This window comes from Novosphingobium sp. PhB165, assembly GCF_004341845.1.
Taxonomy (GTDB): domain Bacteria; phylum Pseudomonadota; class Alphaproteobacteria; order Sphingomonadales; family Sphingomonadaceae; genus Novosphingobium.
The window spans coordinates 878,011-902,112 of record NZ_SLVB01000001.1 but is presented as its reverse complement, the minus strand read 5'-3'; the positions used below and the strand labels follow the sequence as shown (position 1 = coordinate 902,112).

General features: G+C 64.8%; 18 protein-coding genes and 1 tRNA gene. 11 read left to right on the top strand and 8 right to left on the bottom strand.

What is annotated here, in order from left to right:
* The first annotated feature begins 7 nt into the window (after nucleotides 1–7).
* The 5 genes from EDF56_RS04295 (at nucleotide 8) to EDF56_RS04280 (ending at nucleotide 2,872) form a co-directional block, all read left to right on the top strand.
* Nucleotides 8–829 (top strand): carbon-nitrogen hydrolase family protein, encoded by an 822-nt coding sequence (locus tag EDF56_RS04295; protein WP_132385455.1) that lies wholly within the window; start codon nucleotides 8–10, stop codon nucleotides 827–829.
* Nucleotides 830–854: 25 nt separating this feature from the next.
* Entirely contained in the window at nucleotides 855–1,364 is a 510-nt protein-coding gene (locus EDF56_RS04290; RefSeq protein WP_132385454.1) for a DUF1178 family protein, read from the top strand.
* Nucleotides 1,365–1,733: 369 nt separating this feature from the next.
* Nucleotides 1,734–1,859, top strand: coding sequence for a hypothetical protein (locus EDF56_RS26570; protein ID WP_279389695.1), 126 nt, complete (start codon nucleotides 1,734–1,736; stop codon nucleotides 1,857–1,859).
* A complete protein-coding gene (locus EDF56_RS04285; RefSeq protein WP_207904614.1) occupies nucleotides 1,856–2,551 on the top strand; it encodes a hypothetical protein in 696 nt (231 codons plus the stop codon). The genes EDF56_RS26570 and EDF56_RS04285 overlap by 4 nt, the downstream gene beginning before the upstream one ends.
* 244 nt (nucleotides 2,552–2,795) lie before the next feature.
* Nucleotides 2,796–2,872: transfer RNA gene (locus EDF56_RS04280), tRNA-Arg, on the top strand.
* Between the two features lie 42 nt (nucleotides 2,873–2,914).
* On the opposite strand, the gene EDF56_RS04275 is transcribed toward EDF56_RS04280, so the two are convergent.
* The 4 genes from EDF56_RS04275 to EDF56_RS04260 all read right to left on the bottom strand — a co-directional run bounded on the left by EDF56_RS04275 (nucleotide 2,915) and on the right by EDF56_RS04260 (nucleotide 9,238).
* Nucleotides 2,915–6,127, bottom strand: a complete 3,213-nt coding sequence (locus EDF56_RS04275) for an error-prone DNA polymerase (protein WP_132385453.1) — start codon at nucleotides 6,125–6,127, stop codon at nucleotides 2,915–2,917.
* Nucleotides 6,124–7,659 (bottom strand): DNA polymerase Y family protein, encoded by a 1,536-nt coding sequence (locus EDF56_RS04270; protein ID WP_132385452.1) that lies wholly within the window; start codon nucleotides 7,657–7,659, stop codon nucleotides 6,124–6,126. Before EDF56_RS04270 ends, EDF56_RS04275 begins: the two co-directional genes overlap by 4 nt.
* Complete coding sequence (locus tag EDF56_RS04265; protein WP_132385451.1) at nucleotides 7,547–8,311, bottom strand: hypothetical protein; 765 nt, start codon at nucleotides 8,309–8,311, stop codon at nucleotides 7,547–7,549. The genes EDF56_RS04270 and EDF56_RS04265 overlap by 113 nt, the downstream gene beginning before the upstream one ends.
* 114 nt (nucleotides 8,312–8,425) lie before the next feature.
* The gene (locus EDF56_RS04260; protein ID WP_165912068.1) at nucleotides 8,426–9,238 is read right to left on the bottom strand and encodes an alpha/beta hydrolase-fold protein; all 813 of its coding nucleotides are present in this window, start codon (nucleotides 9,236–9,238) and stop codon (nucleotides 8,426–8,428) included.
* 295 nt (nucleotides 9,239–9,533) lie between these two features.
* Between EDF56_RS04260 and EDF56_RS04255 the strand changes: the two genes are divergently transcribed.
* The 5 genes from EDF56_RS04255 to EDF56_RS04235 all read left to right on the top strand — a co-directional run bounded on the left by EDF56_RS04255 (nucleotide 9,534) and on the right by EDF56_RS04235 (nucleotide 18,132).
* The gene (locus EDF56_RS04255; RefSeq protein ID WP_132385449.1) at nucleotides 9,534–11,837 is read left to right on the top strand and encodes a TonB-dependent receptor; all 2,304 of its coding nucleotides are present in this window, start codon (nucleotides 9,534–9,536) and stop codon (nucleotides 11,835–11,837) included.
* Nucleotides 11,838–11,863: 26 nt separating this feature from the next.
* Nucleotides 11,864–13,480 (top strand): alkaline phosphatase D family protein, encoded by a 1,617-nt coding sequence (locus EDF56_RS04250; RefSeq protein ID WP_132385448.1) that lies wholly within the window; start codon nucleotides 11,864–11,866, stop codon nucleotides 13,478–13,480.
* Nucleotides 13,481–13,588: 108 nt separating this feature from the next.
* A complete protein-coding gene (acpA, locus tag EDF56_RS04245) occupies nucleotides 13,589–15,274 on the top strand; it encodes an acid phosphatase (protein ID WP_132385447.1) in 1,686 nt (561 codons plus the stop codon).
* Between the two features lie 144 nt (nucleotides 15,275–15,418).
* Entirely contained in the window at nucleotides 15,419–16,828 is a 1,410-nt protein-coding gene (locus tag EDF56_RS04240) for a M20/M25/M40 family metallo-hydrolase (RefSeq protein ID WP_132385446.1), read from the top strand.
* A 5-nt stretch (nucleotides 16,829–16,833) separates the two neighbouring features.
* Nucleotides 16,834–18,132, top strand: a complete 1,299-nt coding sequence (locus tag EDF56_RS04235) for an amidohydrolase family protein (protein ID WP_132385445.1) — start codon at nucleotides 16,834–16,836, stop codon at nucleotides 18,130–18,132.
* A 5-nt stretch (nucleotides 18,133–18,137) separates the two neighbouring features.
* Here EDF56_RS04235 and EDF56_RS04230 read toward each other — a convergent pair whose 3' ends face one another.
* From EDF56_RS04230 to EDF56_RS04220, 3 genes are all read right to left on the bottom strand, one after another.
* Nucleotides 18,138–19,220: an acyltransferase gene (locus EDF56_RS04230; protein WP_132385444.1), complete on the bottom strand. Its 1,083-nt coding sequence runs from the start codon at nucleotides 19,218–19,220 to the stop codon at nucleotides 18,138–18,140.
* Nucleotides 19,221–19,393: 173 nt separating this feature from the next.
* The gene (locus EDF56_RS04225; RefSeq protein WP_132385443.1) at nucleotides 19,394–20,998 is read right to left on the bottom strand and encodes an NAD(P)/FAD-dependent oxidoreductase; all 1,605 of its coding nucleotides are present in this window, start codon (nucleotides 20,996–20,998) and stop codon (nucleotides 19,394–19,396) included.
* A complete protein-coding gene (locus tag EDF56_RS04220; RefSeq protein WP_132385442.1) occupies nucleotides 20,995–22,161 on the bottom strand; it encodes an aromatic ring-hydroxylating dioxygenase subunit alpha in 1,167 nt (388 codons plus the stop codon). Before EDF56_RS04220 ends, EDF56_RS04225 begins: the two co-directional genes overlap by 4 nt.
* A 36-nt stretch (nucleotides 22,162–22,197) precedes the next feature.
* Between EDF56_RS04220 and EDF56_RS04215 the strand changes: the two genes are divergently transcribed.
* Nucleotides 22,198–22,842 carry a TetR family transcriptional regulator C-terminal domain-containing protein gene (locus EDF56_RS04215; protein ID WP_132385441.1) on the top strand — a complete coding sequence of 215 codons (645 nt, stop codon included), beginning with the start codon at nucleotides 22,198–22,200 and terminating at the stop codon, nucleotides 22,840–22,842.
* Here EDF56_RS04215 and EDF56_RS04210 read toward each other — a convergent pair.
* The gene (locus EDF56_RS04210) at nucleotides 22,786–24,075 is read right to left on the bottom strand and encodes an amino acid permease (RefSeq protein ID WP_347812966.1); all 1,290 of its coding nucleotides are present in this window, start codon (nucleotides 24,073–24,075) and stop codon (nucleotides 22,786–22,788) included. The two genes, EDF56_RS04215 and EDF56_RS04210, sit on opposite strands and share 57 nt — an antisense overlap.
* Between the last annotated feature and the right edge of the window lie 27 nt (nucleotides 24,076–24,102).

The window sequence follows — 24,102 nt, the reverse complement described above, 5'->3', positions numbered from 1 at the left end:
CGGGCAGATGACGCGCGCGGCGCTGTTCCAGATGACCACCGGCATCGATCCCGCGGCCAATGCCGAGGCGATCGTTGCCGCTGTCGCCGAAGCGAAAGCTGGCGGTGCGGCCATGCTGTTCACGCCGGAGATGTCCGGGCTGCTGGACCGCAAGCGTGATCGCGCGGCCGCCAACATTGTCACGGAGAGCGAGGACCGCGTGCTTGCCGCCGTGCGCGACGCGGCGGCGCGCGAAGGCTTGTGGGTCCATATCGGCTCGCTTGCGGTGCGTCCCGAAGGCGGCGACGGCCGATACGCCAACCGCGCCTTCGTGATCGATGACAAGGGCGAGATCCGCGCCCGCTACGACAAGATGCACATGTTCGACGTGGATCTTGCGACCGGGGAATCCTGGCGCGAATCCAATGCCTATGCGCCGGGCGACAAGGTGGTGACGGTGGACACGCCGCTGGGCCGCCTGGGCCTTGCGATCTGCTACGATGTTCGCTTTCCCGCGCTGTTCGAGGCACTGGGACGTGAAAAGTGCGACGTGATTGCCATTCCCGCTGCCTTCACCGTGCCTACCGGCAAGGCGCACTGGCAACTGATGCAGCGCGCCCGCGCGGTCGAGGCCAGCGCATTCGTGCTCAGTGCCGCGCAAGTCGGCCATCATGAGGACGGACGCGAGACTTACGGGCACAGCATCGCGGTCGATCCCTGGGGCGATGTTCTGCTCGACATGGGCGGCGAGCAGGCGGGGCTTGGCTTCGTAAACCTCGATTTCGCGCGCATTGCCGAAGTTCGCGCGCAATTGCCGAGCCTTGCCAATCGCCGTGCGATCGCCAAATAAGCGGTTAAACGCAAGAAGTGTCGCAATGATTGTCTATGATCTCGAATGCCGGGGCGCGCGCCATCGGTTCGAAGGCTGGTTCAAATCCTCCGATGATTTCGTGCGTCAGCAGCAGGGCGGCCTCCTGTGCTGTCCGCAGTGCGGTACCGGGGATGTCAGCAAGGCACTTCAGGCTCCAAGGTTGGCGCGCAAGGGCAATCAGCGGTCCGATCCGGTTCCGTCCTCGCGAGCCGTCTCCAAGCCAGAGCCGCATCCGGTCGCTCCACGCGAAACGCCTGTCGCCAGCGCGCCGCTGCCACCTCAGGCCGTCGAACTGATCCGAAAACTGGCGAAGATGCAATCCGAAGCGCTGAAGGACAGCCGCTATGTCGGGAAGAGCTTCGTCGATGATGCGCGCGCCATGCACTACGGCGAGCGCGAGGCGGAAGTGATCCACGGCGAAGCCAGTGTCGAGCAGGCACAGGAGCTTATCGAGGAAGGCATCGCCGTGGCACCCCTGCCGTTTGCGGTGGTTCCGCCTGAGCAAGCGAATTGAGCGAATTGCGGCCCTTCACGCACTGAGGCGTGAGACTCTACGAATGCCCGAAGCAACGGTGCCATCGATGCCGGAATTCGGCCCAATAGGTCACGTCAGTGCGATTGATTTGTGAGTGGACGAAACGTCGACACACTATTTGCGCTAAATCCGCCTGACTTTTTCCGAAAGGAAAAGGGTGTTTGGACTGACCCCGTTTTGACATGGGTATGTGCCACGGGGCAGTTTCAGCGATCGAGCCAACGTAAGGTGTTGTGTACGAAACGACACCCCTTGCTCAATTGCCAAATCCTTGTGAGAAATCGGCAATCTGAAAGGGTGTGAATATCACGCGTGGCCTGCCGTTCGTCCGCCGGTGCGGATCACGGAATGGCATTTGACATTGCGGACCGGGAGATGGTCGATCCTGCCCGTCTACAAACCGCGCTCGTCTGCGACTGGAGACTGGTCGCCACGCCAAGCGGCGCCGACGAATTTGGAAAGACAGTTTCATGAGCCTTCGTTTCATCTTCATGCTCACGCGCAACGATCGAACTGTCGAGGACGCCATGGAACATGTCCAAACCGCGCTGGGCCTTGGCGTGCGGCACATCGGCTTCAAGGATATCGGCCTGTCGCCGGACCGACTGAAAGCGCTGAACGCGGCGATCCGGGAGGGCGGGGCGACCTCCTATCTCGAAGTTGTCTCGCTTGGCCGCGATAGCGAGAGCGCCTCGGCAAAGGTCGCGGTTGATATCGGCGTGGATGTGCTGCTCGGCGGTACGCATGCCGAGGACGTGCTGCCCATCATTGCCGATACCGAGATCCGCTATTTCCCGTTTCCCGGCCGAATTTCCGGCCATCCGAGCGTGCTGGAAGGGACTATCGCGGAGATCGTCTCCAGCGCGGTGGAACTGTCCGCCCGTGAAGGTGTGCATGGGCTTGACCTGCTCGCCTATCGTTCGACGGAGGATGCTTCGACCTTGATCGGGGCTGTCTGCTCGGCGGTGTCCAAGCCTGTCTATGTCGCGGGCTCCATCGACAGGCCGGAACGGATTGCAGCCGTGCAGAAGGCGGGTGCAGCAGGCTTCACGATCGGCACTGCTGCGCTCGACGGCAAGTATCTGGCCGAAGATGAGCGATTGCCCGGTCAACTTGCCGCGATTATCCGCGATCTTGCGGCTTTGGGCCGAGACAAATTGGAATAGGACAGATGTCCGGCGTGAGCGTGATCGGTAACGACAGGATTCAGGCGCCAAATTGACGATAGCCACAACCGCCTTGCGAACCCACCCTTCACACGGGCGGGGTCGCAAGGAGCGCCTGTTCCTCATTCTGCCGCGCCGCGTAAGCGATTGCCATTGCTGGTATGGGAAGCCGTCTCGCCTGCGCGGCCAATTTACGAACAGGCTGGACGCATGATGCGTCCATCGATAAGGACCGCCGATAAGTGGCCCCGTAGCTCAGCCGGATAGAGCGACAGATTCCTAATCTGTAGGCCGCGCGTTCGAATCGCGCCGGGGTCACCACTTTCCGCACCTCGTCCTCGCCGACTGCGCCCGCTCAACCCGTTAGTGGAAATCCCTTGATCTTGGGAGGATGCGCACATTGCGGGGGTGCGACGAGTGACGGATTTCGTCACCGCGTCCACTGCCGGGAAGAGCGTGTTGAGGCTGCGATACTTGTGCCTGTGAGAGGCGGGACAACGCGCTGCTGGCATCGGTGACCTTGGTGACGATCAGGTGAACCACGTCCTCCTTGCTCCGCTGAACCTCGCCGTCGATCACCATGAGGCGTGCGGCCATGAGCGCGCGCCGTTGGGGCTCCATATCGCGTGCCCAGAGCAGCGCGTTGACGACCCCGGTCTCGTCCTCGATCGTGATGAAGATCGCATTGCCCTTGCCGGGCCTCTGGCGGACCAGCACTACCCCTGCAACGCGCAGTTTCGTGCCGTCCCGCGCTGCGTTGACCGTGGCGCAGTCGGTAACGCCCCGCTCTGCGAAATGGCCGCGCAGGAATTGCATGGGGTGGCCTTTCAGGGAAAGCCGCTGGGTCTGGTAATCCGCCATGACTTCTTCCGAAGGCGTCATCGTCGGTAACGGTGCATCCGGTTCCTTGCCCAGTTCCGGCGCATCCAGCGCGGCGAACAGCGGCAATTGGACGGGCGGAACGCGCCGCGTCTCCCACCCGGCCTCGCGCCGGTTCTGCCCCAGCGAGCCCAGCGCGTCGCCATCGGCCAGCAGGCGAAGCGCGCGGGCGGGCAATTCGGCGCGGCGGGCAAGGTCTTCCATTCCGGCGATGGGCCGTTCCTTGCGCTTTTCGGTCAGCATCTCCGCCCATTCCTCGCGAAAGCCATCGATCTGGCGCAGGCCAAGGCGCAGCACGCGCTCACTCTCCAGCGTATTGTCCCATTCGCTGGCATTTACGTCGATCGGGCGCACTTCGATCCCATGCTCCTGCGCGTCCCGCACAAGCTGGGCGGGGGCATAGAAGCCCATGGGCTGGCTGTTGAGCAGCGCGCAGGTGAACACTGCCGGATAGTGGCATTTCAGCCATGAAGAGACATAGGCCAGCCAGGCAAATGCCTGTGCGTGGCTTTCGGGAAAGCCGTATTCGCCGAAGCCCTTGATCTGCTCGAAACATCGCTCGGCGAACTCGCGAGGATAGCCGCGTGAGACCATGCCTTCGATGAGCCGGGGCTGGTAATGATGTACGGTGCCGTTGTGGCGGAATGTGGCCATGGCGCGTCGCAGGCCGTCGGCCTCTGCGGGTGTGAAGCGGGCTGCGACCATGGCGAGTTTCATCGCCTGTTCCTGAAACAGCGGGACACCGAGCGTCTTCTCGAGAACGCCTTCGATTTCGCCCTTAGGCCCGGGATAATTGACCTCTTCCTCCTTGTTACGTCGCCGCAGATAGGGATGGACCATCCCGCCCTGAATGGGGCCGGGGCGCACGATGGCGACCTGAATGACGAGATCGTAGAGGCATTTGGGCTTCATGCGCGGCAGCATGGCGATCTGCGCACGGCTTTCGACCTGAAAGGCGCCGATACTGTCCCCTTTTTGGAGCATATCGTAAGTGGGCTTGTCCTCGATCGGAACGGTAGCCAGCGTCAGGTCGCGCAAGTCGTGATCGCGCAGCAGGTTGAAGCTCTTCCGGATCGCGGTGAGCATGCCCAGCGCCAGCACGTCGACTTTCATCAGGCCCAGCGCTTCGAGGTCGTCCTTGTCCCATTCGATGAACGTGCGATCCGGCATCGCGGCATTGTGGATCGGCACCAGTTCGTCGAGCCGCCCTTCGCTCAGCACGAAGCCGCCGACATGCTGCGAGAGGTGGCGGGGAAATTCGAGCAATTGGCCGACCATGTCGCGCAGGCGCGCCAGTTCCGGATTGCCGGGATCGAAGCCGGCCTCGGCAAGGCGGCTTTCGGGCAGTTCCTCGTCGCCCCAGCTACCCCAGATCGTGCCGGACAGGCGGCTGGTCACGTCCTCGGTCAGGCCCAGCGCCTTGCCCACCTCGCGGATGGCGCTGCGCTGGCGGTAGCGGATGACAGTGGCGGCGATCCCGGCCCGGTCGCGGCCATAGCGCTTGTAGACGTACTGGATCACTTCCTCGCGCCGCTCGTGCTCGAAGTCGACATCGATGTCCGGCGGTTCGTTGCGTTCGCCGGAGAGAAAGCGTGAGAATAGCAGCTTCTCCTGCACCGGATCGATCGGCGTGATCTCCAGCAGGTAGCAGACCAGCGAATTGGCGGCCGAACCTCGCCCCTGGCACAGGATCGGCGGTTCGCGGGTGCGGGCATGGTTGACGATATCGTGAACGGTCAGGAAGTAGCAGGCGTACTTCTTGTCGCGGATCAGGCTGAACTCCTCGTCGAGCACCTCGCGGTAGCCATCCGGCAATCGGTCGCCGAAGCGTTTCCTGGCACCTTCCATCACGAGATGTTCGAGCCAGCTCTGCGGCTCCCAGCCTTCCGGCACCGGTTCGCGCGGATATTGGTAGACCAGTTGGTCGAGCGTGAAGTGGATGCAGTCCTGCAAGTCCTGCGTGGCGGCTATGGCTTCGGGGCAGGCGAGGAACAGGCGCGCCATTTCCGCAGGCGGCTTGAGATGGCGCTCGGCATTGGCGGCGAGGCGGCGGCCGGCGGTCTGGACGGTCAGGCCTTCGCGGATGCAAGTGAGCACGTCTTGCATCGGTCTGTCGTCAGGCGAGGCATAGAGGGCATCGTTGGTGGCGATCAGCGGCACGCCGGTCCGCGCGGACAGTGTCATGCGCTGTTTCAGATAGCGGGCATCGCGTCCGGCGCGGGGCATGGTGGCGGCGAGCCAGAGATAGGGCGTCGCGGTGCGCAGGGTTTCGAGCAAGGTGGCATCGCCGTCCATCGCGATCAGGGCCATGTCCTGTGCGTGGTCGAGCAGGTCGGGCAGGTGCAGCGTGCATTCGCCCTTCTCAGCGCGACGATTGCCCAGTGTGAGCAGCCGCGTCAGCCGCCCCCAACCGTGGCGCGTGGTGGGATAGGCAACCACGTCCGGAGTGCCGTCGGCAAAGACGAGCCGCGCGCCGACGAGGAGCCGGAAACCGCTTCCGGCGCCGCCCAGTTCCCGCCACGCCTTGAGCGCGCGGGCCACACCGGCCACGGTGTTGCGGTCCGCGATGCCAATGCCGGTCATGCCCAGCGCATGGGCCCGCGCGACCATGAGCTGCGCGTGGGAGGCGCCACGCAGGAAGCTGAAGTTGCTGGCGGCCACCGCCTCCAGGAAGCGAGGGGCTCTCGGATCGCTCATGGGAACAGCCCGTGCAGATACCAGCGCGGGCTGGAGGTTTCCTCGAACAGGCCGTGCCGGAACAGCCAATAGCGCCGACCTTCGGCATCCTCGATCCGGTAATAATCGCGGGTTGGCGGTTTTTCGCCGGCAAGATGGCCCGTCGGCTTGCGCCACCATTCCGCCCCGATGCGCTCGGGCCCCTCGGCCAGTCGAACCTCGTGCAACCGGTTTTTCCAGCGAAAACGCAGCGGAGGGCCATCCGGCACGCCGGCGACCACGTCCACCGGCTGCGGAGGATCGAGCAGCAGGACCGGGCGCGCGGGCCGGTCTTGCACATTGGGCCAGTCGCCGGCCTGCACACGCATGGCCGGTTCCAGCTTTTGCGTCACTTCCGGCAAGTGCCTGTCGCAAGGCGTGAGGCGGCGAACGCGGTTCGGGCCGAGCCGGACGCTGAGCCTGTCGATCAGGGCGGCCAGATCGTCGGTCAGGTCTTCCGCCGCGCCTTCGAGCGCCATCTGGCGCGAGGGCAACGGTTCGGTGCGCGAGACCCCCAGTTCGATCGAATCGAAGCCGAAACCGGGATCGAGGGGATCGGACAGGGTGTCGATCCGTTCGTGGAGCAGCCGCATCACGGCGGCCGGATCGCGTTCCGGGCGTCCGGTATCCACGACCAGTCGGCGCCGGGCATTGTCACTCCGGCAGAGCACGACCGTGAAACGGCGGCCGCCCAACTGGCGGGATTCCATGCCTTGCGCCGCTTGCTCCAGCAGGTCCTCGATAGCGTCGAGCGCGTCGTCGGTGCGGATAAGAGGCTCTGGAAAGCGCGTTTCGAGGCGGATTGGCGGTGAAACGCGGCGCGGGGCGATTGCGCTGGAGGCCTCGCCCAGGATCTGGCGCAGGCGCGTGACCATCTCCTCGCCGAAACGGGCGGCCAGCGTCTGCATCGGTCGCCGGGCAAGGTCGCCAATCTGTCGCAGGCCCGCTCTGCGCAGGGCCGCCTGCGCCTCCTCGGGCAGTTCCAGCGCGGTGATGGGCAGGGCCAGCACATCCTCGTTTTTGCCGCCATGCCGCGCCAGCGCACGCGCGGCCGCTGCGTTCGGTCCCAGCGCGTGGCGGGTGGTGTAGCCGGACAGGGCCACGGCTTGCCGCGCCAGTTCGGCTTCGCCGCCGAACAAGTGTGAGCAGCCGGTCACGTCGAGCACGATCCCGTCGGGCGGATCGGCAGCGACCATGGGAGTGAAGCGCACCATGGCTCGCACCAGAGCATCGAGTTCGCGGGAATCGAGCGCCGGATCGGCCGGACGGGTCGCCAGCGAAGGGCAGCGCGCCCGGGCGTCGGCCAGAGTCATGCCTTTGTCCAGTCCTGCATCGTTCGCGCAGGAATCCACGGCAGTCAGGCGCAGCGCATTGCCTACTCGGGATACGAGTGCGAGGGGTTCAGGCGGCGCGGGTATGCTCGGGCCCGCCACCTTCCGCACTCTCTCGCATGCCAAATAGGGGAACCACAGTGCCAGGCAGCGGCGCCCGGTGGGTTGTGTCGTCAGTCGCATCGCGGAATGTTCCATGATCCCCATCCCATTCCAGCCGCCACCGGCGGCCTGCGGGGCCATTGCGCCAGCGCAGCAGGGTCGCCTCCATTGCGGGCGATCCCGGGGCATTGGCTTCGAGGGCGTGGGAAGGCGCACTGGATATGGCCCAGCGTGTCTGCGCGGCGCTGGGGCGTGGTTCGGCATCCTGACGCAGCACGATGACCCGGCAGCGCGATTGTTCGGCCGCCAGAGCCAGCCTTCTGCTGGCGGTCAGGTCGTACTTCGCGAAAGATCCGCGCGTGTCCAGCAGGACGAGTTCCACGCCCGGGCAGCGCGCCGCTTCGAGACCCGCGCGCAGGAGGTCGAGTTCGTTTTCGGTCTCCACAAAGAGCAGCCGGGCAGGGGGCACGCCGAGCAGCGCCAGTCCGTCTCCAGCGGGGATCGCCCGGCCGGGTGCCCGGGCCATTTGCACGAACACCGCCGCGCCGGGTTTGCCGGGCTCACCCCTGAGGTCGCTTCCGCACAGGGCAAAGGCAAAAGCGGCGGCGCGATCGTCTGCGCTCGCGTGGATTTCGTGCAGGCGCCCGCATTCGAGCGCGGGTAGTTCGCTACCGGCCGCCTGTGCGAGGCGCTCGGCCGCGCTTCCCGTCAATTTGAAGACCTTGTCGGCCATACTCCGAATCGCCTGATATGTTCTCTATATGTTCCATACAACAACCTTCGCCGCTTGCCAAACGGAGCGGCGATCAGCAGCCTCGATGTACGGGGATCTTCAGGCGTTACAGCGTCAGCCGGCAAAGGCCGTGGCGACCGTTGCGGTCATCGCCGCGAACATGGGGGAGCCGTGGCCCCGGCCGCGAAGTGCCAGATATCGGGCCTGTGCCCCGCGGTTCTGCCAGCGAGCGACCAGCGCCTCCCCCGCGGCGCCGCTGCATCCGTCAGGACCGCGTTCGGCAGTGCCGCTGGCGATCAACAGGCGAGCCTTCAGCGTGGGATCGGCCTTGCGCTCCTGCGCCTCCAGCATGCCGCCGCCGAACCAGAGCGACGGGTTCACCGCGACGATTGTCGAATAGCAGCGTCTCGTAAACAGGCTGTGCAGCGCCAGCAGGCCGCCGAAGTTGTGCCCGGCAAGCGTTTGCTGCGCGGGATCGAGGTGCCAGCGTCCCTCGACCAGTGGGCGGAACGTCTCTTCGATTAGATCGAGGAAACGCTCCGCGCCACCGGTTGGGACGCCGCTAGCGGGAAAGCCCTTGGGGATCGCATAGCCCGGCACCGCAGGGGTGTAATCGGCGATGCGGCGCTCCAGAGAGCCGGATTCGATGGTGACGATCACGCCTTCCGCGATGCCCTCGCTCCGCGCGAGACGGCGGGCAGTCATTGTGGCAATCGCGAAATCGTCCTCGCCACCAAGCAGCCAGAGCACGGGCCAGCCTTGTGCGGGCGGCTCACCTTCGGGCCACGAGACCAGAATGCGGTAGAGGTGGCCGTCGGGGGCAGGAATTTCCTGCATATCCGAACGCGGCAGAGCCCACGGTGCCGCGTCGAACGGATCCGCAGAAAGCATCGAGAGCAAGGCTGAGATACCCAGGATAGGCTGCATGCTGGGGCTCCTTGACCAGCGGATATCGAGGCGGACGATCACCCCGCGGCGAGAACGGCCATGGCGGCAGGCGGCTTGCTCACGATTCTCTCCCGGGTTGCGATGTCGCCTCATTCGCTAATGATAATCACTCGCAATTACAAGTCTTGTGCGCGAAAGGAGGCGCAGATCGGCAGCAATCGGGATCGTGCACCATAGGTGCGCGATCCACTCTGCATGGCAGATCGCCATTGAAGCTTCATTTCCAGCCGCTAACGCCGGGGGCAACGACAGAATGGGGCACAGGGAAACGGTAATGAAATTCGCAGCTTGCATCGCAGCTCTGATGGCCGGCACGGCGCTTGCCGGTACGCCGGAAACGGCCTTTGCCGAAGAGGCTGATGCAGCCGCGAATAGCTCCTCCGATACGTCCAATTCCAACCAGATCGTTGTTACCGCGCAAAAGATCGCCCAGCGGGCAGTCGACGTGCCGATCACGCTTTCGGCCATCACCGGCGAGCGCATGCGCCAACTGGGCGTTACCGATATGGGCGAGCTTTCGGCCTATGTTCCCGGCCTCAACATCCAGATCCAGAGCGCCAACAATCCCGGCTTCGTGATTCGCGGCATCACTTCGGACAGTGGTTCGGCGCAGGAGGGGCCGCGCGTCACGCTCTATTATAACGGCATCGACATCTCGCGCTCGCGCGGGGCCTATCAAGGGAACTTCGATCTCGACCGCATCGAAGTGGTCAAGGGCCCGCAGGCAACGCTGTTCGGCACTGCCGCCGCCATCGGCGCGATCAGCCTTGTTTCGGCCAGGCCCCAGCCGGGCCTCTCGGCGCAAGTTACCGGCGCTTACGGCAACCTCGATGCCTACCGGCTGGAAGGCTTCGTCAATGCCGGCAACGACGTCCTTGCCGGGCGTATCGCCTGGCAGTGGAAGAAGCGTGATGGCTATGTGAAGAACCTCGCGCCCGATCAGGACGATCTCTATGCGCAGGATCAACTCGGCCTGCGCGGATCGCTGCGCTTCACGCCGACCAGCGACTTCACCGCCGATCTGATCCTCACGTACGATCGCCAGCGCAATTCGGGCACGCCCTTCCTGTCGAAGGACCTCGGCTCGACTTCGGTCGACGGACTGTACGGCCCGGCCTATCTCGGCGGCTCGCGCTATTCGGCCGAAGTGCTGGGCAGCGACAAGCTGGGCCTCCACCGCGACGTCTACGATGCGAACCTCACCGCAAGCTGGGACTTCGCGGACGGCTGGAACTTCACCACCGTCAACGGCTACCGCCACTTCGATGCGCTGGAAGTCTTCGATGCCGATGGCTCGGCCGCCTGGTATCTTGAGTTCGCCGAACACGCCAAGGGCTGGCAGGCGAGCCACGAGAGCCGCTTTACCTATAGCGACGACCAGTGGCGCGCCTCGTTCGGGTGGAACTATTTCATCGAGGACAGCTATCAGTACGTGCCGTTCTCCTCGGAAGTCGGCACCTATCTGCAGTGCACCGCGAACATTATTCCGGGCCTTGGCTGCGTCTCGGCGAACAACACGGTTACAGCATCGGCGGCCACCTATCTTGCCAGCCGGGGACTGGTCAGGCAGCTGCCCTATTCGAGTTGGTACGAGAACAAGGGCCGCAACCAGTCGTGGTCGATGTTCGGCGATGTCGCATTCAAACCGGTTCCAGCCGTCGAACTCACGGCCGGCGCGCGCGTGCTGATCGAGAAGCGCCGCTCGGGCTATGCCGCCAACCAACCTGCGGCGCCGCTATACGGCCAGCCGCTGCTGCCGCTGGTCGATACCGGCGGGCAGACGTTCTATGCGCAGCGCTCCTATGCCGCCGTGCTGCCGCGTTTCAACGCGCTCTGGCACCTCAACTCCAACGTCAATCTCTACGCGACGATTTCGGAGGGGCGCCGTTCGCCGGTGGTGCAGCTTTCAGCCGCTACCGGGCCCGTCGAGGATCTGAACCTGATCGAGGCCGAGACGGTCTGGAACTACGAAGTCGGCATCAAGGGCTCGGCGGGCATCTTCTCGGGCTCGCTGGGCGTCTATTATGACGATTACAGCAATTTCCAGGTCGACGTGATCGATGCCACGACCGGCGTCGCCCGCACCGAAAGCGCCGGTTCGGCCACCAACATCGGCGTCGAGGCCGAACTGGAAGCGAAGTTCACTGACTGGCTGAGCGCGTTCAGCAACGTCGGCTTCATCAGCGGCGGCATCGACGACAAGGAAGCCAACGGCATCTACGCCGGTAACCAGTTCCGCCTCCAGCCCAAGTGGCAGTGGGCGGCGGGCCTCAATCTCAATGTCCCCGTCACCCAGAACACCAGCGTGTTCCTGACGCCCAGCGTGACCTATCGCAGCAAGATCTACTTCGAAGTCCCGAACAGCGAAGCGATCAGCCAAGACGCGGTAACGCTGGTCAACGTACGCGGCGGCGTCTCGTTCATGGACAATCGCTTGCAAGTGGCCGGCTATGCACGCAATCTCGGTAACGAGAAGTACCTATTGGACGCGGGAAATACAGGCGGCTCGTTCGGGCACCCGACCTTCATTCCCGCAGAGCCGCGTACTTACGGCATCGAACTGACTGTGCGTTACTGAACCTTCGTAAACGGGAAACAGGACCCATGACGCTCGCTCTCGACCGCCGCCTGCTGATCAAGGCAGGCGCTCTTGGCCTTGCCGCGCTTTCTACACCGGGTCTTGCGCAAGTGCTCACCGCGCGCGGTTTCACGCATGGTGTCGCCAGCGGCGAACCGGCGGCGGACTCGGTCCTGCTGTGGACGCGCTATGTCGGCAGCGGGGAGACGAAACTGCGCTGCGAGGTGGCGGAAGACGACGCCTTCCGTAAAGTCGCCAGCGGAGGTGACGTCGTGGCCTCGCCCGCCCGCGACAACTGCGCCAAGCTGGTCGTGGCGGGGCTCCAGCCGGGCAAGTGGTACTTCTACCGCTTCATCGCCCCAGACGGCACGATGAGCGAGGTTGGTCGCACGCGCACTTTGCCGGTGGGCGAGGTCGATCGCTTCGGCATCGGCTTGTTCTCCTGCTCGAACATGCCGTTCGGCTGGTTCAACGCCTATGCCCATGCCGCCGAGCGCGACGATCTCGACCTGATCGTCCACGTCGGCGACTATATCTACGAGTACAAGATCGGCGAATATCCCGATCATCCCATGGCGGGCCGCCCGATCGAACCGGCGAACGAGATCGTCACGCTGGCCGACTATCGCCTGCGCTATGCGAGCTATCGCCTCGACCCCGATTTGCGGGCACTGCATCGACGCCTCCCGATGATCGCGCAGTGGGACGATCACGAATTCGCCAACGATGCCTACAAGGACGGCGCGGAGAACCATCAGCCCAAAACGGAGGGCTCGTGGGCCGTGCGCAAGGCAGCGGCCGAGAAGGCTTATCGCGAGTGGCTGCCGGTTTCCGATGCCGACTGGGGCAGCTATCAGATCGGCTCGCTGGCAACGATCTTCCGTCCCGAGACGCGGGTGACGCAGCGGATGAAGCAACTCGATCTCGGCTCGGCCTTCAAGGGTGGGGATGTCGGCAAGGCGCTGCTCGCTTTCCGTGATGGGCCGTGGCTGTCGGCCGACCGCACCCTGATGGGCGCCGCGCAGGAGGACTGGCTCTACAAGAGCTTTGCCGCATCGACCAAGGCCGGGACACGATGGCAGATCCTTGCCCAGCAAATCGTCATGGGCATGCTCAAGGCGCCTCAGGCGCTGGCTGATTTCGTTCCCGCCAAGGGCGATGCCAGGATTCGCCGCCAGCTCATGGCAATTTCGGCCGCCGCGAAAGTAGGGCTGCCGTTCAACATGGATTCGTGGGACGGCTACCCGGCTGCGCGTGAACGCCTGCTCAAGGCGGCGCGGGAGGCGGACTGCAACCTCGTCGTGCTTTCGGGCGACAGTCACAATGCCTGGGGCAACGAGCTTTCGAGCGGGGGCGCGGCGGTCGGCGTGGAATATGCAGGGCAGTCGGTCACCTCGCCGGGCTATGAGGAATACCTGCCACTGGCCAAGCCGGACGCGCTGTCCGCCGTGTTGCGCGGAGCCAATCCCGAACTGGTCTTCGCCGATGTCAAGCGCCGGGGCTATGTCTCGCTCGACGTGCGGCCCGATCAGGTGCGCGGCACCTGGCACTTCATGTCCACCATTGCCGAGCGTACCACCGCCAATACGGACAGCACCACACTGGCGGTGAAGTGGGGCGATCGGGTCTTCACAAAGACCTGAGATCTATCCCTGAACCCGCGCCAAACCGGGTTCGGAACGGTTGACGCAAGGGGCGTCGCCGCCGCAGAGAGTGCCGGTTTCCTAATTCCGCAAGGATTCCCCCCGCCCATGTCCGATTCTGATTCCGATCCCACCTCCGGTTCCGGCGAAGCCATGTCCGGCAATCCCGACCGCCGCGATTTCCTGGGCGGTCTTGCCGCCGCAATCGGGGCGGTTGCCGTTGCAGGCGCGCCTACCGAAAGCGCCGAGGCCCGGCCCGCGAAGGCGTCCTCCTCGCGCCCGGTCAGCGATGCGAAGCTGCGTGAGGCGATCGATACGGTGGTGGTGATCTTCGCGGAGAACCGCAGTTTCAACAACCTCTTCGCGGACTTCCCCGGGCTGGAGCAGCCGCTTGCCTCGGTTCCGCCCGAACGCACCCGCCAGCGGGACCGTGACGGCAAGGTGCTGGAGCGGCTGCCGAAAGTCTGGGAAGGTCTGGTGCCGTCGAAGCAGGTGGTCCAGCACGCCGAATACCAGATCGGGCCCGACGATCTCGGGCCGATCCCCAATGGCGCCTTCGCGCTCAAGACGCCCGACGGCGATCCGCTCCCGCACGGGCTGGTGACGCGGGACCTCGTCCATGCGTTCTACCACAACCAGATGCAGATCAACGGCGGCGCCAATGACCATTTCGTTGCCTTTGGTGACAGCGGCGCGCTCGTCATGGGGCACTATGGCGACACCCGCGCGCAGCTTCGCCTCTGGCAGCTCGCGCGTGAGTTCACGCTCTGCGACAACTTCTTCATGGGCGCGTTCGGTGGATCGTTCCTCAACCACCAGTACCTGATCTGCGCGCAGCCGCCGTTCTATCCGGACGCCGACAAAAGTCCGGCCGCCAAGCGCATCGCGCATCTGGAAGGGGACGATCCCAAGGGTACCCGCCTCAAGCTCGATCCCAAGACTGCGCCGAGCGCTCTGGACGGGCCGGCGGTGTTCGGGCCGAGCACGCTCTCGCCCGACTTCTGGGCGGTCAACACGATGCTGCCGCCCTATGCGCCGACCTACGAATTGGACCCGGACAAGCCCGGTTTCGCCAATGCCGCCAGCGCCAACACGCTGGTACCGCAGCAGCACAAGACGATCGGCGACATGCTTTCGGCCAAGGGCGTTGAATGGGCATGGTATGCTGGCGGGTGGAATACGGCGCTTGAGGGAAAGATGAACGACGCCTCGTTCCCTTCGCGCCCCAATTTCCAGCCGCATCACCAGCCGTTCAACTACTACGGCCGCTTCGCCCCCGGCACGGCCGACCGCGCGCGGCATCTGCGCGACGGCGGCGAGGGCGACACCGCGCGCACCAACCGCTTTCTGGCGGACGCCGGGGCGGGCAAGCTTCCGGCGGTCAGCTATTACAAGCCGCAGGGCAACCTCAACATGCATGCGGGCTACTCAGACATCGATTCGGGTGACCGGCATATCGCCGCCGTGGTCGATGCCCTGCGTGCCAGCCCGCAGTGGGAGAAGATGCTGATCGTCATCACGTTCGATGAAAACGGCGGCTGGTGGGATCATGTCGCGCCGCCGAAGGGCGACCGCTGGGGCCCGGGCACGCGCATTCCGGCCGTGATCGTCTCCCCCCACGCCAAAAAGGGCGTGGTTGACCATACGATCTACGACACCGGATCGATCTCTCGCTTCCTCACCCGCCGCTTTGGACTGGAGAAGCTTTCCGGCCTGAAAATGCGGGAAGATGCCATGGTCGCGGCCAGCGGCGTGGCACCGGGCGACCTGACCGGAGCACTTGACATTGCCTGAGAGCGCCTGAATTTTTAGCGGCGCACCAAAACAGGTGCGCCGCTCCTGCGAATGCGACAGAGTGCTGACATTGGGGCCGATTCTCTTTGGCTTCGATGAACCAGAACCTTCGGGCAAATCGCATTTCAGGGCAGGGCAATTTCCATGAGGCATATCCTTCTTCCGGCGGCGTCGCTCGCCGCCATCGTGCTTTCCGCGTCTTCCGTTCAGGCTGCGCCGACGGCTTATCCCGATGCCGAGGCGCATGTGCTCGACATGGCCAAGAAGGCCATCGCCCTGCGCTCCGTGGAAGGCGAAGGTAACCAGACCCCGCAAGTCGCTGCCCTGTTCAAGCAGCGCCTGATCGACGCCGGCTGGGACGCCAAGGACATCGATATCGTCCCCTACAAGGACACCGCCTATCTCATCGCCATCTGGAAGGGCAGCGACCCGTCACTGAAGCCGCTCGTCGTCTCCGCGCACATGGACGTGGTCGAAGCCAAGCCTGCCGACTGGGAGCGTGATCCCTTCACCCCGGTGGTGGAGAACGGATACCTCTACGGCCGCGGCGCCAGCGACACCAAGTTCGAAGCGGTGCTGGCGATGGAATCGATGATCGAACTGCGCAAGCAAGGTTTCAAACCGAAGCGCACGCTCGTCATCGCCTATTCGGGTGACGAGGAAACCTCGATGGCGACCTCCAAGCTGATCGCCGAGCGGTTGAAGAACGCCGAACTCGTGCTCAATGTCGATGGGGCTTCGGGCACGCTGTCCGAAGAGACCGGCAAGCCGCTGTTCTGGACCTGGCAGGGCGCCGAGAAGACCTACATCGATTACGAGATCACCGTCACCAATCCCGGCGGCCACAGTTCGGCCCCGCGTCCGGACAATGCGATCGTCCAGCTTTCCGAAGCTCTGGTGCGGATCGGCGCCTACAAGTTCAAGCCCGAACTCAACGACGTGACCCGCGCCTACTGGACCGAGGCGTCGAAGCTGGAGGCCGATCCGAAGAAGGCCAAGGCGATGCGCGACTTCGCGGCCAATCCGAACGACCCTGCCGCGCTGGAAGTGCTGCGCGCCGATCCCGCCAGCGTGGGCCGCGTCAGCACGACCTGCGTGCCTACCATGCTGTCCGGCGGTCATGCCCGCAACGCCCTGCCGCAGCGGGCGAGTGCCAACATCAACTGCCGCATCTTCCCGGGGCACACGCGGGAAGAGATCATGGCCGAATTGGCGAAAGTGGCCGCCATGCCCGCCGCAAAGTTCTCGGACGTGACGGGCGACGATTCCACGATGGCCCCGGCCTCGCCGATGCGACCCGATTTCGTCGCTGCCGCGCGCAAGGCCGTGACAGCGGCCTGGGGCCCGGTACCGCTGATCCCTTCGCAAGCGTCGGGTGCGTCGGATTCGATGTGGTACCGTGCGCTCGGCGTGCCGAGCTACGGCGCTGCCGCCTCGATGATCAAGGACTCGGACGAATTCTCGCACGGCCTCAATGAGCGTATTCCGCTGCTCAATATCCGGCCGGGCATCACTTATTACCTGTCGATGTACAAGGATCTGGCTGGAAAGTGAGAAGCATGGGGGCGGAACGGAAGCGGGTGAAGCAGGGGGCTTTTCTCGCGGCAATTCTGGCGGGCGCGCTGGCCGCGCCCGCTTCGGCGGCAACGCTTTATGTCCGTGCGGGACGACTGATCGATGTGGACTACGGCACCACGCGCACCGGGCAGTGCGTGCTGGTGACCGACGGCCGCGTCATCCGCGTGGAGGCCTGCGGCAAGACACCTTCGGGTGCGCAGGAGGTGGACTGGTCGGCCTATACGGTGCTGCCCGGCCTCATCGATCTGCACACCCACCTTGCCGATACCGGGCAAAGCGCCGATGTCGCCGCGCCGCTCAAGACCTCTCCTCAGCTGACCGCGCTGATCGGGGCACACAATGCCAAAGTGACGCTCGACGCGGGCTTCACTACCGTCCGCGATGTCGGCACCTATCGCGGGCTTACCGACGTGGCCTTGCGCGACGCCATTGCCGCGGGTGACGTCCCCGGACCGCGCATGTTCGTGGCCGGTGCCTATATCACCAAGCCGGGCGGCGGGGGTGAGCTTAACGGGGTGGTCCCGAACGACCAAGTTCCGGCGGACATGCGCTACGGCGTGATCCGCAACCCGCAGGAAGCGCATGAGAAGACCGAATTCCTGTTCGAGCATGGGGCCGATTTCATCAAGATGATCGCCACCGGCGCGGTCCTCGCCATCGGCACCGAGCCGGGGCAAGTGGAATTGACCGAGGACGAGATGCGCGCGGTCGTTGCCGTGGCGAAGGAGCATCACTCCTACGCGACCGCCCATGCCCATGGCGCTGAGGGTATCAAGGCGGCGATCCGTTCCGGCGTGCATTCGGTGGAGCATGCCAGCCTGATCGATGACGAGGGCCTGAAGATGGCCAAGGATGCCGATGTCTGGCTGGTCATGGATATCTACGACGGGGACTGGATCGATCAGCAGGGCACCAAGGAGGGCTGGCCCGCCGAATACTTGCGCAAGAACCGTGAGACCACGCAGATCCAGCGCGACGGCTTCGCGAAGGCAGTGAAGATGGGGGTCAAGCTAGCCTTTGGCACCGATGCGGGGGTCTATCCGCACGGTCTCAATGCGCGCCAGTTCGCCTATATGGTGAAGTACGGCATGACGCCGATGCAGGCAATCAAGGCGGCGACGATCGATGCGGCGACGCTGATTGGTCACGAAAGCGAACTGGGCTCGATCGCGCCCGGCAAGTTTGCCGACATGATCGCGGTCGAAGGCGATCCCTTGCGCGATGTGAGCGTGCTGGAGCATGTCTCGCATGTGATGAAGGCGGGGACGGTCGAGGAATAGCGGCCTCAGGCCGCCGCCAGCCGTCCTCCGCTCAGCACTTTCGCGGGTCCGGGCGCTGCGCGGACCAGTGCGGTCCCAAGCGCCACGACCGCCAGCAGCACGATGAACGGCTGGGCCAGTAGGAAGTAGGGATAGAGCGGCGACCCGAGCTTGCCGAACAACGCACCCAGCAGCGGGCCTCCCAGCCAGATCAGGATCAGGTGCGAACAGAACAGGAAGAAGGCAAAAGGTTCGATCCGCAGCAAGGGGGTCTTTAACGGGCTGGCCGAAAGAGCCCAGGCCAGGCGCCAGTAAGCCGCAGCCGCCGTCAATCTGATCGCCAGATCCAGCGTTGCACTGGCGGCATTGTCCGGCTGCATGCCGTACCGAAGCGTCAAAAAGAGCTGTAGAGCCATCAGGCTCGCGAATGGCAGAAGTGCCACCGGCAGGGGCCATGAGGCCACTCGGTCGGCGAAATTCTCGCGCCGGGCGAGAATGCCCAGCACGAAAAAGAACGGGATCGAGGCCCGCATCACCACCGGCGCGCCGATGCCGACGATCTGGCAAACGGCGGCGATCGAAGCGATTGCCACCAGCCATGGGTTCGCAAGCCGCACCAGCCACGGCGCGGCCAGCATGCAAACGAAGAGGTCTCGCAGGAACGGCATCTGTACGTTGATGTCCGGATTGCGGCTGGCGACGAAGAGTTCCTCGAACACCCAGTCGAACGAGTGCGGCGTTGGCGCGGGCAGGTTCAGCAACCATGCCGTCCCGGATACCAGCAGCAGGGCGAGGGCGTTCCACAAGACCATCGGCAGCAGGATCGTCCGCGCCTTGCGGGCGACATGCGTGGGCCAGTCACGCGTGCGGCTCGACGACGCGACCAGCCAGCCCGAGATCAGCCCGAGCAGCGGCACGGCGCTGCGTCCGAACACGTCCATCAGCACCCAACGAAAGTCGTCCTGCGGGGTGCCGCGGGCCAGTTGCAGGTCGTAGCCGGTCAGGCCCGTCCAGGCGTGGACATAGACCACGCCAAGGATGCAGATGACGCGCGCGATGGAGATCGCAGCAGACTTGCGTGAGGGATCGGCAATCAAAGTGCTGGTCAAGCGGTCTTCCCGTTCTTGGCGACCCGGCCGTTCTTGGCACCGGTCCGGAAATCGGCCCTCCGCTTGCCGCGAAAGGCGCCGGTTTCCCGTAACCGGACCTCAGGACGGTTTTATCCGCTATGCCCAGCGTGATTTCGGTGGGTTGCCCGCTCGAAGGGATGAAGCGCCCGGTTTTAGGCCCTGAAGCGTCCGAAACGGCCCTTGTCGGCGATCACCTCGTGCGCGCAGTTGTGGCCCGGCGCGCCGGTCACGCCGCCGCCCGGGTGGCTGCCCGAGCCGCACATGTAGAGCCCCTTGATCGGCCCGCGATAGCTGCCATGACCGAGCACCGGACGCGCCGACCACATCTGGTCGAGCGTCAGGTTGCCGTGCATGATGTCTCCGCCGACCAGGCCGAACTTGCGTTCCAGCCCCTTGGGGCTGAGTACCTGTCGCCCGAGGATCGAGGCGCGGAAGCCCGGCGCGTATTCCTCCACGGTGTCGATGATGGTATCCGCCGCCTTGTCTTCCTCGGCGTCCCAGTCGCGGCCATCCGGCAGTTCCGGGGCGAACTGCTGGCAGAACAGGCTGGCGACATGCTGGCCTTCGGGCGCGAGGCTGTCGTCCACGGTCGAGGGGATCAGCATCTCCACGATCGGCTTCTTCGACCAGCCATAGGTCTTCGCGTCGAGGAACGCGCGGTCCATGTAGTCCAGCGTCGGCGCGATGATGATGCCGGACTGGTGATGCTCTCCCGGTTCGGGAATGCAGGTGAACTTCGGCAGTTCGGAAAGCGCCACGTTCATGCGGAAGGTGCCGCTGCCCGCCTTGAAGCTCTTCATGCGCCGCTGGAAATCGGGCTTTAGGTCGCTCTGCGCGATCATCTTGCCGTAGAGCAGCTTGGGCCCGACATTGGCGATCACGCGGGTGGCGGCAATTTCTTCGCCGCTTTCAAGCCGCACGCCGGCCACCTTGTCGCCATCGACGAGGACCTGATCGACCGGGCTTTCCAGGCTGATCTCCACGCCCAGCTTGCGACAGACTTCGCCCATGATGCGGGTGATGTTGCCCATGCCGCCGACCGAGTGGCCCCATGCGCCCTTCTTGCCGTTCACCTCACCAAAGACGTGGTGCAGCAGGACGTAGGCGCTGCCCGGCGTATCGGGCGAGGCATAGTTGCCGACCACGGCGTCGAAACCGAACGCGGCCTTCACCGCCTCGCTCTCGAACCAGCCGTCCAGCAGCCCGCGCGCGGATTTGGTGAAGAGGTCCAGCACATCGCGTTGCGCTTCGATGGAAAGGCCCGCCAGCTTGCGGCCCTGAAGCGCCGCGTCGATCAGTCCGCGCCAGCCGTCGCCGGCATTGGGCGGTGACTTCAGCGCCAGATCGCGCAGGACTTCGGCCACGACTTCCAACGAATCGTAATAGGCGGGCAGCACTTCGGCATCGTGCTTGGAAAAGCGGCGGAACTCCGCTTGCGTGCGCTCCAGCCCGCCGCCCAGCTTGAGATAGCCGCCGTCTTCCTGCGGCAGCAGGTTGGAGATCGGCCGCTCGATCACGCGGTAGCCATAGTCGGCCAAGCGCATGTCGGCGATCACCTTGGGCTGGAGCAGGCTGACGGTGTAGCTGGCCACCGAATTGCGGAAACCGGGGTGGAATTCCTCGGTCACCGCCGCGCCGCCGACCACGTCGCGGCGCTCCAGAATGCGGACCTTCAGCCCCGCGCGGGCAAGGTAAAACGCGCAGACGAGGCCGTTGTGGCCGCCGCCGATGATAACGGCATCGTATTTCTGGGTCATTTTTGGCTCCAGCCGGATGCGGGCCGCTCGTTCTGGCGGGCCTCTGGGATCAGTTCGCGGATGCGCTTGCAGAAGTGGCGCAGGCAGACTTCCTTGTCGGACAGCGGCCCGACCGAGAACGTGCGCGAGGCCATGCCCGCCTGCACGCGGGCGATGAGCTGCGTATCCTCGGCATTGACCTGCCGATTGATGCGCCAGTTGAGATAGCGCGCGGCGCGCATCTCGCGGCGGTCATCGGGAAGCACGTAGCTGATCTCGCGGATCATGCAGGTTTCCGGCCCCGTGGGCAGCCATTGCATGAAATCGACCTGATCCGGATAGATGTCGAAGGCGACGCCGGGCCATAGCTTGAAATAGAGCCAGTGGCGCTGCCGGTCCTCGGGCAAGTGCGGCACCGACGGCAGCAGGCGCTGGTACATGCGTTCGGACCAGTTGGACGAGGGCGCGTCCATCAGATCGCCCCACATCCGGTCGACATGACGCTCCGCTTCCACGCCGTAGCTGCGGCCAAACAGGCGGGTGAGACCGGGGTGGGCGACGGGGATGTGCAGCCCGTCCGAATAGTTGTCGCCCACGTTCTTCCAGTTCACCTCGCGCGGGCGCATGGTGACGCGGCCAAGCGCCTTCAGATCCTCGAAGCGATAAGGTGCGACCATCTCCTCGTAAGGGGCCATCATTTGCGCGATCGAGGGGCCGCCGTCATTGACCAGGCGCACGAAGATGAAGCCGCGCCAGACTTCTATGTCCACCGGAGCAAGGCCGTGCTGGGCCTTGTCGAAATCGGGATAGCTCTGACTGTCGGGCACGCCGGCAAGGCGGCCGTCGAGATCGTAGACCCAGGCGTGATAGGGGCAGATCAGCTTCTTCGCGCAGCCGCTCGCGCCATCGACCACGCGCGATCCGCGATGGCGGCAGACATTGGTGAAGGCGCGTAGCTGCCCGTCATTGCCGCGCACGACGATCACGCTTTCGCTGATGTACTCCAGCGTGTGCCAGTCGCCCACGTTCGGCACGTCGCTCTCGTGGCAGACGACCTGCCAGCTTGGGGCGAAGATGCGCTCCTTCTCCACCGCCAGGAATTCGGGATCGGAATAAGTCCAGGCCGGCAGGCTCCAGCCATCGAGCGGATCGTTTTCCGCGAAATCCTTGAGCTGCGTTGCCATGGGCGACTCCTTGTTGTACGATCGTATAACAACGCGATGACTACCAAGCAATCCTCCACACCGGCCTATACGCGCGGTGATCCCGACGAGCGGCGGCAGAGCCTGATCGAGGCGACGGCACGGTGTCTTGCGGTGCACGGCGTGGGCGGGACTTCGGTTCGCTCGATCTGCGGGATGGCAGGAGTGTCGCCGGGGCTGTTGCGACACTATTTTGGCGGCGTGTCCGATGCGATTGCCGAAGCCTATCGCTGGACGGGAAACCGGGTCGCACGGGCGCTTGAAGAGGCCGTGGCCGAGGCGGGTGAAGAACCGAGGGCGCGCCTGCTGGCCTATCTCGCTGCCAGCTTCCGTCCGCCCATTGCCGATCCCGAACTGCTGGCGACCTGGCTGGCATTCTGGGCAATGACGCCGCAGGACTCCGGCATCGCCGCGCTCCACGAAGAGATCTATGGCGAGTTTCGGATCGGCATGGATGCGCTGATCCGCGCGTGCCGACCGGGCATGGCCGATACCCGGCTGATCGGCGTGGGCCTGACCGCGCTGATCGACGGGCTCTGGCTCGAACTCAGCCTGGGCAAGGCGCCCTTCACGCCGGAGGAGGCGACCGGACTGGTCGAGGCGTGGCTAGACGCGCTGCTCGGCGTTTCGGCGCCGGACCATGAGCCAGATCGGCAGGCCTAGCGCCATCAGCACGAAGCTGAGCCCGCTCGCGCCGATCCCGGCCCCCCAGAGCGTCCACAACGCATAGACAGCACCTAGAATGGCGGCGGGGCGCGCAACTCCCAATCGCAGCGCTGAAAGCGCGCAGGCAAGGTAGAGCCACAGCGTCGCCGAGGTCGATAGCAGCAGCAGATATTCGAACAGCGCCTGCATCGACCGGCTGGCGTTCATTGCCGCAAAGAGGCTGGCGATCACGGTCGAGATCAGCAGCGCGCGGCGCGCGACCCCGCGCCCGTCGGTCTCAGCGAACCATGCAGGGAGCAGGCGGCGGTTCGCCATGTCGCGCACCATTTCGGCTTCGAGCAGGGTCCAGCCGTTGAGCGCGCCGACGCAGCTGATGACGGCAAAGACCGTGATAAACGTGGCGGCGTCTGCATTCCAGAAGCGCGCGACGAATGTCGCGAAGGGGGCCGGCGAATGCGCGGCAACCTCCACCGGCAGCAGTAGCGCAACCGCCGAGCAGACCAGAAGGTAGAGAATGCCGGTAAGCCCCGTGCCCCAGAGCGTGGCGCGGGCGATGTTCACTTCAGGATTGCGCACGCGGGCCGTCGCGACGCTCGCGCTCTCGAAGCCGAGCAGCGCCCAGAGCGTCAGCGTGGCGGCGCCGTTGATCGCGCCGAAGCCGATGCTGCCGGGAACGGGAGGCGCGACATGCGCGCGTCCGCTTCCGAGCACGGCTGCAGCGATCATGATGACGACGATAAGCGGAAGGACCTTGAGAGCAAGGGTGACGATCTGGAACTCACCGGCCGCGCGCACGCCGCGCAAGTTGATGAACGCCATGAGCCAGAGCAGCACGATGGCGGCCATCGCCGGGACGTACTCGCCCATGCCAAGCAGGGGCACGATGCTGGACAGATAGCTGACGGCGGCCACCGCGATCGCCACCACCGAGGTCCAGATCGAGACCAGATAGATCCAGCTGATGAAGAACCCGGCAGCCGGTCCGAAGGCGTCTGTAACGAAGCCCGCCGGTCCACCGGCTCCGGGACGGGCACGGGTAAGGCGGCTGAGAACATAGGCGAGCACAAGTGCGCCGCTGATCGTTATGAGCCAGCCGATCACCCCGTTCCATCCGAACGGCGCAAGGCTGGCGGGTAGCAGGAACACGCCGGAGCCGATCATGTTGCCCATGACCAGCGCCGTGGCCGCCACGAGGCCCAGACTTCCGGCTTTGGGATTCCTGTCCGTCACGTGCGTGACACTGTCAGAAATCCGCGC